Annotated in this window: 10 protein-coding genes; 8 read left to right on the top strand and 2 right to left on the bottom strand. The window is 43.5% G+C overall.

What is annotated here, in order from left to right; genetic code table 11:
• The first annotated feature begins 183 nt into the window (after positions 1–183).
• Entirely contained in the window at positions 184–2,616 is a 2,433-nt protein-coding gene (locus tag HNP82_RS08695; protein WP_183773425.1) for a GH39 family glycosyl hydrolase, read from the top strand.
• A 100-nt stretch (positions 2,617–2,716) separates the two neighbouring features.
• Here the strand turns inward: HNP82_RS08695 and HNP82_RS08690 are convergent, their stop codons facing one another.
• The gene (locus HNP82_RS08690; RefSeq protein WP_183773423.1) at positions 2,717–3,529 is read right to left on the bottom strand and encodes a MurR/RpiR family transcriptional regulator; all 813 of its coding nucleotides are present in this window, start codon (positions 3,527–3,529) and stop codon (positions 2,717–2,719) included.
• 216 nt (positions 3,530–3,745) lie between these two features.
• On the opposite strand from HNP82_RS08690, the gene HNP82_RS08685 reads away from it, so the two are divergent.
• The 7 genes from HNP82_RS08685 to HNP82_RS08655 all read left to right on the top strand — a co-directional run bounded on the left by HNP82_RS08685 (position 3,746) and on the right by HNP82_RS08655 (position 12,171).
• Positions 3,746–5,206: a C-glycoside deglycosidase beta subunit domain-containing protein gene (locus HNP82_RS08685; RefSeq protein ID WP_183773421.1), complete on the top strand. Its 1,461-nt coding sequence runs from the start codon at positions 3,746–3,748 to the stop codon at positions 5,204–5,206.
• A 190-nt stretch (positions 5,207–5,396) separates the two neighbouring features.
• Positions 5,397–6,362 carry an ABC transporter permease gene (locus HNP82_RS08680; RefSeq protein ID WP_183773419.1) on the top strand — a complete coding sequence of 322 codons (966 nt, stop codon included), beginning with the start codon at positions 5,397–5,399 and terminating at the stop codon, positions 6,360–6,362.
• 15 nt (positions 6,363–6,377) lie between these two features.
• Positions 6,378–7,280: an ABC transporter permease gene (locus HNP82_RS08675; RefSeq protein ID WP_183773417.1), complete on the top strand. Its 903-nt coding sequence runs from the start codon at positions 6,378–6,380 to the stop codon at positions 7,278–7,280.
• A gap of 13 nt (positions 7,281–7,293) precedes the next feature.
• Positions 7,294–8,319 carry an ABC transporter ATP-binding protein gene (locus HNP82_RS08670; RefSeq protein WP_183773415.1) on the top strand — a complete coding sequence of 342 codons (1,026 nt, stop codon included), beginning with the start codon at positions 7,294–7,296 and terminating at the stop codon, positions 8,317–8,319.
• Positions 8,306–9,256 carry an ABC transporter ATP-binding protein gene (locus tag HNP82_RS08665; RefSeq protein ID WP_183773413.1) on the top strand — a complete coding sequence of 317 codons (951 nt, stop codon included), beginning with the start codon at positions 8,306–8,308 and terminating at the stop codon, positions 9,254–9,256. The genes HNP82_RS08670 and HNP82_RS08665 overlap by 14 nt, the downstream gene beginning before the upstream one ends.
• 39 nt (positions 9,257–9,295) lie before the next feature.
• Complete coding sequence (locus tag HNP82_RS08660) at positions 9,296–10,930, top strand: ABC transporter substrate-binding protein (protein ID WP_183773405.1); 1,635 nt, start codon at positions 9,296–9,298, stop codon at positions 10,928–10,930.
• Between the two features lie 14 nt (positions 10,931–10,944).
• Positions 10,945–12,171 (top strand): Gfo/Idh/MocA family protein, encoded by a 1,227-nt coding sequence (locus HNP82_RS08655; RefSeq protein ID WP_183773403.1) that lies wholly within the window; start codon positions 10,945–10,947, stop codon positions 12,169–12,171.
• 199 nt (positions 12,172–12,370) lie between these two features.
• Here the strand turns inward: HNP82_RS08655 and HNP82_RS08650 are convergent, their stop codons facing one another.
• Positions 12,371–12,565: a hypothetical protein gene (locus tag HNP82_RS08650; protein WP_183773401.1), complete on the bottom strand. Its 195-nt coding sequence runs from the start codon at positions 12,563–12,565 to the stop codon at positions 12,371–12,373.
• Positions 12,566–12,630 lie beyond the last annotated feature (65 nt).

Below are 12,630 nucleotides of genomic sequence, written 5' to 3'. Positions count from 1 at the left end.
GCGGCCGCTTTTTTCAATTGCTCTGTTTTGGAATATAGGGGGATATTCCATTTGTTTTTCAGTGATTTACCAGTGACCTCTAAGAATATAACGAAGCTGCATGGAAAAGGGAATAAAGTTGCGTATGTAAAAAATAAAAGCTATAATGTTAAGTGATTTTATTTATATTCAGGGGGGATTACAATGCAGATCAGAAGCGACAATGGTCTGGAAATCAGGGTGGATTTTGTTCAAACCCAGGCGTCTCATTTTCATGAAGCGCTGGAAATATTATTTTTGTGCGGGGAGGGATCTATGGAAGTGCGGACGGATTCAGATTCATGGGTGATGAATCCGGAGGATATTATTGTGATCAACAGCGGAATCCGTCATCAGATCCTTTCTTACGATCAGGGGAGCATTTTGTGCAGTCTGTGGATTCCGAGAAGCCTGATTTCCCGAAGTATCCATCAAGACCTTTTTCTTATAGTGTGTAATTCGGTGACAGATAAAAATCATCATTTTGGAGAATTGCGTTCGATTATAAAGTCACTGATCAAACATTGTCTCATGAACAAAAGTGCGGATCTTTATTTTCTGGGGAAGTTTTATCAGTTTCTCTATGAATTGACAAAGCATTATCTTATATTGCACGATGACGTCCGGTATAAAGAAAAGATTAGCAAAAATGAGGAGCGCACACAGCAGATATTATCCTATCTCTATGATAACTATAACAGGGATATTTCTCTTAATGAGCTGGCGGGAAAGTTATATTTAACAAACGCTTATTTATCCCGGTTTTTCAAAAAAACCTTTGGTGTTAATTTTGGGGAATATGTGAATATGATCAAACTGCACTATGCGGCTTCGGATCTGCTCTATTCTTCTAAAACCATTACCCGTATTGCGATGGATAACGGTTTTTCAAATATGGCTAGTTTTAATAAAAGTTTTAAGACTGTTTATCATATGACTCCAAAAGAATATAAAGAAAATGGAGGAAGTTCCTCTGGGGAAAATGAATGGGAGACGGATCAGAACCGTCGATCTTTGGAAGAACAGCTCCAGGGATATATGGAGCAAATCGACAATACGGACTCCACACCCGAAATCTGCGCCGTTGCGGATTGTACTCAGAAAAATGAGAACTATCCATGTAAACGTCCCTGGCAGGTCTTGCTTAATGTTGGGGATATGGTTTCATTGAAAGATTATCGTATTCGTTCAGAATTGTTAAGGATTAACAGCAGTTTGAAATTTACCTATGCCCGCCTCTGGAATGTTTTAAGCAACGATATGCTTCTTGGAACCTATATCTCCGACGATCCCTCGGATTATGATTTCAGTTATTTAGATGAATGTATTGATTTTCTTTTGCAGAATGGTCTTAAACCTTTTTTGCAGATGGGCTATAAGCGGGTTAGAGATCAGGAGCGGATACGCATGGATGTGCGGAGATTTTCTGTGATGTCTCTGTTTTCATTCAAATCTCTGGACGAGTTGATTAAAGTTCTCAGGCTCACGCTGAAACATCTAATCGTTCGCTATGGGCAGGATGAATTGAATACATGGCGTTTTGAAATATGGCATCCGAATATATCTTATTACCTCCCAGATATCTTTTTTTCAGGAAACGAGGATATTTTTTCAGCAAAAGTCTATTGGGAAATCCGCAGCCTGCTGCCCCATGGAAAGATCGGAGGGGCTGAGTTTTCCCTTCTCCTTGATATGGATCAGAACTACAACTCAATGATGAGGTATAAAGAAGAAGGGATACAGTTTGATTTTATTACCTGTGTTTCTTTTCCCTATAAAGTATCCCATGAAGGCGGAAGTATGAAACGGGAGTGGCAGATTGACAGGCATTTTATGAGAAATGAAATGGAGGCTTTGAAGCAAAATCTTATAAAAGTTGGATGGGGAAATTGCCCCGTTTGGGTAACAGAGTATAGCTTTACGCTGGAACACAGGAATATTTTAAATGATACCCGTTTTAAGGGCGCATATATTTTGCGTAATATGATGGATGTGTTTGACATTGTTGATGCTGCCGGGTACTGGCTGTTGTCGGACATTTATTCGGAGGGCGGCGATTCCAACCGTCTTCTGTATGGAGGAAGCGGTCTGGCAACGAAGGATTGCATCAATAAGCCGGTATATTTTGCTTTTTATTTTTTGTCTGTAATGAAGCCTCTGTTTGTGGAAAAGAATGAAAATTATTTGCTGACTACAGATGGAAATGGAAATTACAGTTTACTATGCCATAACATGAAAGAACTAAATTATCTTGCCTTCTCAAAAAGTGAAAAAGATCTGACCCTGGAAGATATGAATAAAGTTTTTGAGGATGAGAAGGCGCTGCGTTTAAAGATCATACTGAAAAATATAGGCAGCGGACTTTATCGGCTCAAGTGTCTGAAAATTGACGCGGCTCATGGGGATATTCAGACCTGGGTCAGGGAAAATAATACGATTATGGGACTTAAACGGCAGGAAATCTGGCATTTACAGCAGTCCTGTATGCCTCAGATTAGGATTTACTGTCAAAAAATATCTGGATCACAGAGCCTGGGCATTGAAGAGAAGATTGAAGCTAATGATTTTTTATATTATGAAATTGAGAGGGTGCTTTAGGGCACCCTTTTATTACGGTGGGCGGTGAGACAAAACCAAATACCCAGCAGCTTTGCTGAATAAACTATTTTCAGGCCCCGTCGGCTTGCTGCGGGGGATTTTACGTGAGGTCAGTTTTATACGCTGTGAATTTATCTGAAATGTATTTTTCTCTGTAAAGTTCGCTGATAATGATAAGGAGCATTTCAAAAATATATCTGCGGCTGAGAGGGTACTCTAACGACAGATTTCCGGAAAGAAGCACATAATCCGCATAAGAAGCATAGCGGGATTTTGCTTCATCTGCCAGGATAAGGATGGCTCTGTTGTCCCTGATTTTTTCAAAAACCGGCGTCATGTCTTTCATATCCTGGGATTCAATAGGATAGGCGAATACAACTGAATGGGGGGTCAATTTTCCAGCGTCGCGGTTCATATCGGGCCACAAACTGTATAGACCGACATCTTTTCCTGTCATGATCAGATTTTGGATCAGAAAATCGGTACTTGTATTTGGAAAATCATAAAAACTGATGTGATCCGCCTGGCGTAAAAGCTGTACGATAGAAAGAGCCATACTTTCCGAGGCGGTTTTTATAATGATGTCACTGCTTTCTTTAAGGAGCCCTGAGGCCATATGAACAATTGAGTTAAAATCCGGCCGGGGATCAACAGGCAGGGCCCGATTATAATAAGAGTATTGGGTAATGATTTTTTTCAGTTCATGATGAAATTCTCCATAGCTATTATAACCGATCATTTTCAGCATTCGCCATATAGTAGTTCTTGAAGATGATGTGATTTCCGCCATATCAAATATGGTGGCGTCGGCCATCTGATCCAGATTATTCAGTATGCCTTTAATAACTGCCCGGTAAGTACTTTCCGCAGGCAGGCGATTATAAAGTGAAATTAAACTCATCAGAACATTCATGCTCAAATCTCCTCCGGTACATCAATGAAATTATTATATCATTTCTGCGAAAATTAATCCAATTTTTCCCGGAGTATTTCTGGTTTCAATTCTGAAACGTCTATTGCCCGACCTGCAACTCCTCTTTTTCAGAAATTCAGTAAAATAAAGGTATCAGAACATGATTCACAGATCCAAAAGGATTTCAAATTTAATTTTTCAAAGGGAGGGTTTCATATGGAACATGTAATGGAGGAACATAACATTAAACGAGCTGTGACAATTTATAGTTGGCACCGTCAGGTTGAAGCCGGCCTGCTTACCTGGGATGACTGCGTCAAGGCGGCTGTGAAAATGGGGTGTAATGGAATTGAGCTTCTTGGACAGCTATATTTCCGTTATTGCCCGGAGGCGCTTCAGGAAGATATTGACGCATGGGAAGCAATGATGTGGAAATACGGGACAAAAATGATTTGCCATGATTTTTTTGTGGATATGACTATGTACGCTCACAGACGCCTGACCGTTAAGGAGGGAGTTGATATTATCCGCCGTCACGCCTTATTCGCGAAAAAGCTTCACTGTCCTATCATTCGGCTTGGGGGAACAGCCCTTCCGGAGATTACAAAAGCGGCGATTCCTGTGCTGGAAGATATCGGCGTGAAGATGGGACAGGAGCTGCACAATGGCGCGTCCAGCTTTGCTATGCCGTGGACGCAGGAGCTTCTGGACGTCATTGCTCAGAGTGGCTCAAAATATGTGGGAATTATTCCGGATATGAGCATGTTCACAAAACATATCGGCCAGAGAAATATTAATGCGGGCATTGCTCAGGGAGTTGATGAAAAACTGGCTTACGAGGTGGCGGACATGTTCGAGAAAGTCAGCAATGAGGACTTTAGAAAATACTGCTCAGAGCAGATAGAGAGGGCTGATAATAATGCCACAAAAGACTGGCTGAGCATGATCTACCGTATGGAATACTTTGATCCGTCTATTTTAAAAGAACTGGCGCCCTACATTGTTCACTGTCACGGTAAGTTTTATGAAATGGATGATAATAACGAGGAGACGACCATTGACTATCCGGGAATTATTAAGGCGCTGGTGGAAGGCGGCTATAATGGGTACATTTCCGCGGAATATGAGGGAAGTCCCATTAATAACGACACTTTCGAGCCGTTTCGGAGGTATCAGAAAATGCTTGATAAATATCTTGGAAAATATCCGGACGCAAATTATCCGGAATGGCCCAACGCGCAGCCAATGGGCGGCGGCGGATTTTTTACACCTAATCAGCAGGCTATTGAAGGGACGCTGGCAAACTGGTATGACGATGGGGAATGTACAGGATTTTGTGTGGATGTGCGCAGCTATTATTACCGTGGCGTGCCTCTGGCCTTGTTTGAGAGCGCATATGTGAATGTGGATGGTGAGGTGTACGGGCCGGACAGTATGCGTGTCCTTGTAGACGGAGAAATGTTTGAATTTAAAGATATGTGTGATGTGACTTTGCACTATTGGAACAAAGGATATCCGGCAAAACTGATTATAAGAAAGCCGGGCGGACTGTCTAAAGGAGTCCATGACATCTCCGCTATTGCGGAGATCCGTGCTTACTATATGCGGGAAGGCTTTGCTCCGCGGAGAAGGAGCGTGACATTTGCGCCGGCGGTAAAGATGGAAGTAAATAATTAAAATAGGGTTCAGCAATTATTGAAGTGGATTGTTGACCTTATATGTATTGGGGAAAAATAGGGTTGTCAAAAAAATAGACGAAAAAAGCCAATGAAAAAACAGAAAAAAGCGTCAAAAACACTATAATATTCTTAAAAATATCGTTAAATATGATATTTTTGCACAAAATAGGAGGAGGTATAAAGGGGAAATGTTATGGTACATTGTCAAAAGGATTCTCTATGTGATCCCTGTTATGCTCGGAGTGTTGATCATTGTTTTTGCCCTTAAAAGTATTATGCCGGGCGATCCGGTGGACATGATTCTACCAACAACGGCAACTGCCGAGGAACGGGAAGCGAAGAGGGAAGAACTGGGGCTAAATGATCCGATCATTGTCCAGTTTGTTGATTACGTAAAAGGGATTGTAACAGAATTGGATTTTGGAACTTCCTATAAAACAGGACAGCCGGTATCTGAGGAACTGATGCAGAGATTTCCAATAACATTTATTCTGGCCCTTGGATCGGTATTGCTTGGAACACTGCTGGCGATTCCGCTGGGGATACTGTCAGCGGTGAAGCAATATACTTGGATTGACAGTCTGATTCTGGTGATTTCCATGCTGGCTGTATCCATACCAAGCTTCTGGCTGGCTTTAATGTTTTTGTCATTATTCAGTGTGGAGCTGGGGTGGCTGCCCTCGATTTATGACGCAAGTCTGGCAAGCTGGATTATGCCGGTGATTGTTATCGCATTGTCAGCAATGTCCGGGCTTACACGTATCACCCGCTCCAGCATGCTTGAGGTTATACGTTCGGATTATATCCGTATGGCGCAGGCGAAGGGGCAGACGGAGGAAAAGATCATTACCCGCCATGCTCTGAGAAACGCCATGATTCCCATACTTGCTGCAGTTGGAAATTCTCTAGGTACCCAGCTTGGAGGAGCGCTTGTCATCGAGACGATTTTTGGTATGCCGGGTATTGGAAAGTATATTACAGATGCCATTAGCCAGAGAAATTTCCCGGCAGTACAGGGCGGCGTCATTTTGCTGGCCTTTGTGTTTACCTTTGTCAATCTGGTTGTAGATCTCAGCTATACATTTGTTGATCCCCGGTTGAAAGGTACCATTGTTACAGGGACGAAACGAAAGAAAAAAGCGGCTGCGGCTTAGTTGGGAGGGGGATTCATGTCAAAAATTGAAACTGATGCCATGAGGCGCATTAATAAAAAAAGGAAAAAAAGAAAAGGCAGCGCGTCTCCCGGAAAGGACGCATGGAGACGCCTTACGCGAAATAAAACGGCAGTATTGGGAATGGTGATCATTGGAATCCTGCTTCTTGTAGCGATTTTCGCGGATCTTATCGCTCCCTATTCTTATCAGGAACAAAATTACAGCGCCATAGCCCTGGGGCCATGTCTTGAACATCCTTTTGGGACGGATAATATGGGCCGGGATATTTTCAGCCGTTGTGTTTACGGGGCCAGATGGTCATTGCCTATCGGACTTTTGTGTGTGGTGGCAGGCATGGCTCTTGGTGGAACTATAGGTGTTATTGCCGGATACTGCGGCGGAAAAGTCGACAATATTATCATGCGAATTATGGATGTTTTTCAGGCAATTCCGGCCATATTAATGGCAATTGCTGTCGTGGCTGTTCTTGGCAATGGAATACCTCAGCTTGTAGCAGCAATGTCTATCGCTTTTATGCCCAATGTGGCGAGAACATGCCGGGCTGCTATATTTACTGTAAAGGACAGTGACTATGTGGAATCGTCAAAGGCTATTGGCGTTTCAGAAGGGAAAATTATTATCCGCCATCTTGTACCTAATGCTATTGGTGTGATTGTGATCAACGCCGTCGGTATGGTTGGCGCCGCAATCCTTATGGTGTCCACTTTAAGCTATATTGGTGTGGGAATTGTGCCGCCAACGCCGGAGTGGGGAGCCATTTTGTCCGCTGGCAAAGAGTATTTGAGGAGCGGTGTCCATATGGTACTTTTTCCGGGGCTGATGATTATGTTTACAGTTATTTCCTTTAACCTGTTCGGTGATGGTCTGCGGGATGCCCTTGATCCCAAACTGAAATAGGAGGAGACGGCCCATGAAAAATAAATTACAGCAGAATATTTCAAACAAAAAATTAGTGGAAATAAAAAATCTGATTGTTCACTACGAAACGGATGATGGGGTTGTGGAGGCCGTTAATAATGTGTCCTTTGACATTGAAAAGGGGGAGGTTTTAGGTCTGGTCGGGGAGACTGGCGCAGGTAAAACGACGATTGCGCTGAGTATTATGAATCTTTTGCCAAAACCTCCGGCCCATGTGATCTCCGGAGAAATCTATCTGGAAGGCCAGGATCTGATGAAGAAAAGCAAAAAAGAACTTCAAAAGATCCGCGGCAAAAAAATCAGTATGGTATTCCAGGATCCTATGACCGCTTTGAATCCTGTCCAGACTGTAGGCGCACAGATCGCCGAGGTTATACAGCTTCATAATTCCAGTATGGCGCCAAGCGAGATCAAAGAACATGCGGTGAAGATGCTGGAAACTGTCGGTATTCCGGGAACAAGATATAACGATTATCCCCATCAGTTTTCCGGTGGGATGAAGCAGCGGGTAGTTATTGCTATTGCCCTGGCCTGTGAGCCGGAACTGATTATTGCCGATGAGCCTACAACAGCTCTGGATGTGACCATTCAGGCCCAGGTTCTCGAATTGATGAAGCAGCTTCAAAAGAAGTTCGGTACAGCTATGCTGCTGATCACTCATGATTTTGGCGTGGTTGCGGATATTTGTAATAAATGCGCAGTAATATATGCCGGTGAAATTGTTGAAAAAGGAAGGGTGGAACATATTTTTGATCATCCTATGCATCCCTATACCATTGGTCTGTTTGATTCTTTGCCTACTATGGATAAAGATGTGGAGCGCTTAAAGCCCATTAAAGGTGCCGTGGCCGATCCCACCCAACTGCCGCCTTACTGTAGTTTTTATGATCGGTGTGACTATTGTACGGAAGAATGTAAAAGGCAAAATCCGGCATTAAAAGAAGTTGAACCTGGGCATTTTGTGAAGTGTATCCACGAAGTTCGTGGGAAGGGAGATGAGGATCATGGCGCTGATTGAGGTTAAGCATTTAAAAAAATATTTTAACACAGCGGGCGGGATCCTTCATGCTGTGGATGATGTGACATTAAATATTGAAAAATCAACAACTCTTGGAATTGTAGGGGAATCCGGATGTGGAAAATCAACTCTGGGACGAACGATAATCCGGCTTCTGGAACCCACCTCCGGAGAAGTGTGCTTTAAAGGCGAAAATATTACATCTCTTAGCAATAAAGAGTTTAAACATCTTCGAGTGGGAATGCAAATGATTTTCCAGGATCCGTATGCATCTTTGGATCCCAGAATGAGTGTATCACAGCTCATAGCGGAGCCGATCCAGACGTACAAGCTGACATCCAGTAAGCAGGAGCTTGAGAAAAGAGTCAGCGATCTCATGGACACAGTAGGTTTGGCCGCCAGGCTGAAAAACAGTTACCCCCATGAATTGGACGGTGGAAGGAGACAGAGGATAGGTATTGCGAGAGCCCTGTCTCTGAATCCGGATTTCATCGTCTGCGATGAGCCTGTGTCGGCCCTGGATGTGTCAATCCAGGCGCAGGTGTTAAATCTTTTGCAGGATCTGCAAAAGGAAAGAAACCTTACATATATGTTTATCACCCATGATATGTCGGTTGTTAAGCATATTTCAGATGAAATCTGTGTTATGTATCTGGGTCAGGTTGTTGAAAAATGCCAAGCTAAGGAATTGTTTAAACGGCCGCTGCATCCATATTCAAAAGCCTTGCTGTCAGCTATACCCATACCGAATATTCATGTGAAACAGCATAAAATTGAGATGAAAGGAGAACTTACGTCACCCATTGATCCAAAACCCTGCTGCCGGTTCGCACCGCGCTGTCCCTACGCCAAGGATCAGTGTTTTGCCTCAGAACCGCAGCTTACGGATTGCGGAAATCACCACTATGTATTGTGTCATCGGGTCAATGAAATTTAAAACTGTACCAAAGGTACTCAAAGAATTGGAGGAGAAGATATGAAGAGAAGAACAGCATTATTTATGACAGCCGTATTGGCACTGGGGTTATTATCCGGCTGCGGTGGGAACAGCGGGCAGGCAGATACTTCCGGAAGCGGCAGTGGAGACGCACAGACGGCATCCGGTGGAACAGAGTCCGGAGCAGCAGTGTCTGACAGTGGACAGCAGGGGGTTACAGGGACTTCTGATGAGACTTTAACTATTGCTCTGACAGCGGAGCCGCCAACGTTGATGCCGTCACCGTCTTCTTTAAAGGAGGCAGGCGTTGTCATTAATTGTATGGCTGAAACTCTGGTAAAATGGGACTCGGAAACCGGGGAAATTCTTCCAAACCTTGCGGACTATGAGTGGATTGATGATACTCATTTCCGGATTACATTAAAGGAAGGAATTTATTTCCAAAACGGTGATGAGCTGACAACCGACGATGTTTTGTATACATTCCAGGTAAAATCTGAGCTTAGTGGCGGAAGCTTTCAAATTTATAATCTTGATGCCACAGAAATCGAAGATGATTATAATATGGTCTTTGAGACCAATGGAATCTGGGTTCAGGCTCCGGAGCGTTTCTGCCAGGATACCTTTACAATTTTAAGTAAAAATACCCTGGAGGCCATGGGCGGTGTGGACAACACAGAATTGTATCCCGTTGAGGGCTATGGCACAGGGCCGTATACCTTTAAAGAATGGGTGCCGGGGCAGTATATTCTTCTTGAGCGCAATGATAATTATTGGAATACAGAGAAAGCACCTTATTATAAAAATCTGAGATTTGTATTTGTTAACGACGCTGCCGCCAGAGCTATGGCTGTAGAGAGCGGCGATGTGGATCTGGCAATGGAACTGCCAACATCGCAGGGGCAGATTTATGAGGGAAACGAGGCAGTTTCTGTTCATTATCTTGATACAATGCTGACTGGCGGTATTTATCTCAACTGTGAGCGGGAAGGCTTAAACAATGAGCTTGTCAGAGAAGCAATCTGGAACCTGGTTGATGTTAAAGCGTTAAATCAGTTGACAGGAAATGGTCTTGGAAAAGAGTGCCAGACAACAATTTCGCCTTATTCCATCGTTTATGATCCAGAACCGGAAGGCACAGTGCGTGAAGTCAATGTTGAGCGGGCAAAAGAGCTTCTGGCTGAGGCCGGATATGCGGATGGCCTTACTCTTGAGATGACATGTATGGCAGTTCAGCAGCCCCAGTGTGAGATCATTCAGGAGAATCTTCGCCAGGGAGGTATTACTGTGAACCTTACTGTCAATGAAACGCCGATTCATTTTGATCTTCTTCGCTCAGGCGATTATGACATGGCCATTACCGATTTAAGCCCGATGTATTATACAGAAAACCTGCGTCTGGTTGACGGCCGTATTTCTACAGATGAAGTAGCCGGCGGATGTAATTACAAGGATGAAAACTTTTATCCGCTTCTTGACGCGGCTTACAATGCCTTTGATATGGACGAGCGCATTGCCGCTTACAAGGAATGCCAGGATTATATGAAAGAACATTATGTGTTTATCGGAACAAATACGACAGTAAAAATGGAACTGACAACAGCAGGGCTGACTTGCCCTGGACTGACAGGAACAGGATGGGAAGATTTTACAACGGTACGTCCTGTGCAGTAAGGAGCAAAACTTAAATGAAAGAAATACGTATCGCTGTCATAGGGACGGGCTCTATTTCTCACCGGCATATGAAGGTATGGGCTCATATCCCTCAGGTAAAAGTGATCGCGGCCGCGGAGATTGATGAAAAAAGGCTGCGCGTCTGGTCTGAAAAATACGGAATCGCGGATACATATACAGATTTCAGAGAAATGCTGAAAAGAGACGATATTGACGCAGTAGATGTATGTGTACACAATAACCTTCATGCACCCATTTGTATTGCTGTAATGAAAGCCGGCCTTCACTGCTACTGTGAAAAACCAATGTCGGCGTCCTATTATGACAGTAAACTTATGATGGATTGTGCCAAGACCTGCGGCGTGAAATTCGCTGTTCAGATCAGTTCATTATTTTCAGAGCAGACTCGAACAGGTCTGAGGCTGATTAAGGATGGTATACTGGGAGAGATTTATCATGCCCGGTCTGTCATTGCCAATTACAGGAGACGGCCTTCCATAGATGGTCCTTTTAACGGAGGAACGCCGGATTTCATGAAAACGGAAATGGCCGGACACGGGCAGAGCATTGATACAGGGATATATCATCTTGGTCAGATGCTTTTCCTGCTAGGACTTCCAAAACTGCACGGCGTCTTTGGAAAAGAGTACCATAAAATTCCCAGTCCTATCCGGGGAAGAAATATTGAAGTGGAAGATATGTGCGTCGGACTGGCAGAGTTTGAAGGCGGTCTTACACTGGATATTCAGGAAGCTAATGCATGTAATGTGATCCAGCTGCCCACTTCCTATATTACCGGGGATAAAGGAGCATTATCCTGGTGGAATATTGACGAGGTTGGCGGAGACTGGTCTATGGGACAGGGACCGGGCGGTTATCTGCCTGAAAATATGCAGCCGGGAATGAGATTTACCGGAGAATATCATGGTATACATATCGACTGTGATCTGAGAACCTACTATAATCAGATGCAAAATCGGTGTTATGATTCCCAGGTCATGGTCTGGTATGATAATCAGATGCACTGGTATAAATATTTGATCGGAGAGCTGAAAGAGGACGAGCGGTATAATACACCGGAAATCGCTCTGAATGTCTCCCTTCTGACCGATGGGATCTTCTTATCCAGCAGAGAAGGCCGATTTGTAACAACTGAAGAAATTAAAGCGCAGTCAAAATCTCTGGCTATGTGGAAACAGGAAACGCCCTGGGGAGTTTTTGACTACGAAGCAACATATTAACAATCATTAATTAAATATATCCTTCTTTACCCGTTATTTCTATCTGTTACGATTTTCATCAGAGAACACCGGCAGTAAACATTTTATCGGAAGCATCCTAAAATATGGATAAAATGTAACTTCCGGTGTTTTTGTGTCAAAAGAAACAGTGTTTTGCAGTTTGCGGATATTGCCGGGTTAGTCGTAGCTCATCAGCAGATCATTGCAGGATTTCTTCAACCTGTTCTTTTGAAATGTTGCACTGCCTTGCGATTTCTTCCACAGAAAATCCCTGGTGTGACAATGAAAATACAGTTTTAGTTAATTGAATGCCTTTTTGAAGTCCCTTTTGAAGTCCACGGTTTTCTGATTCTTTAAAATCTTCCGCGAATAATTCTTTTAAAGCGTCACACATTTTTCTCGCAGCCTCCGTTTCGGCCCAGTTGCCCTGGATGATAGCTTCCATGACAGACTGGTATA

It is taken from the genome of Catenibacillus scindens (assembly GCF_014202115.1).
Lineage (GTDB): Bacteria > Bacillota > Clostridia > Lachnospirales > Lachnospiraceae > Catenibacillus > Catenibacillus scindens.
Note: the sequence above shows the minus strand (reverse complement) of the source record. Positions and strands in the feature narration are given on the sequence as shown.

What these genes read in the sequence shown, in the direction of transcription:
- HNP82_RS08665 (WP_183773413.1), top strand. Translation starts at nt 8,306, where the DNA reads ATGGCGCTGATTGAGGTTAAGCATTTAAAAAAATATTTTAACACAGCG.
- HNP82_RS08695 (WP_183773425.1), top strand. Translation starts at nt 184, where the DNA reads ATGCAGATCAGAAGCGACAATGGTCTGGAAATCAGGGTGGATTTTGTT.
- HNP82_RS08655 (WP_183773403.1), top strand. Translation starts at nt 10,945, where the DNA reads ATGAAAGAAATACGTATCGCTGTCATAGGGACGGGCTCTATTTCTCAC.
- HNP82_RS08690 (WP_183773423.1), bottom strand. Translation starts at nt 3,529, where the DNA reads ATGAATGTTCTGATGAGTTTAATTTCACTTTATAATCGCCTGCCTGCG.
- HNP82_RS08685 (WP_183773421.1), top strand. Translation starts at nt 3,746, where the DNA reads ATGGAACATGTAATGGAGGAACATAACATTAAACGAGCTGTGACAATT.
- HNP82_RS08670 (WP_183773415.1), top strand. Translation starts at nt 7,294, where the DNA reads ATGAAAAATAAATTACAGCAGAATATTTCAAACAAAAAATTAGTGGAA.
- HNP82_RS08650 (WP_183773401.1), bottom strand. Translation starts at nt 12,565, where the DNA reads ATGTGTGACGCTTTAAAAGAATTATTCGCGGAAGATTTTAAAGAATCA.
- HNP82_RS08675 (WP_183773417.1), top strand. Translation starts at nt 6,378, where the DNA reads ATGTCAAAAATTGAAACTGATGCCATGAGGCGCATTAATAAAAAAAGG.
- HNP82_RS08680 (WP_183773419.1), top strand. Translation starts at nt 5,397, where the DNA reads ATGTTATGGTACATTGTCAAAAGGATTCTCTATGTGATCCCTGTTATG.
- HNP82_RS08660 (WP_183773405.1), top strand. Translation starts at nt 9,296, where the DNA reads ATGAAGAGAAGAACAGCATTATTTATGACAGCCGTATTGGCACTGGGG.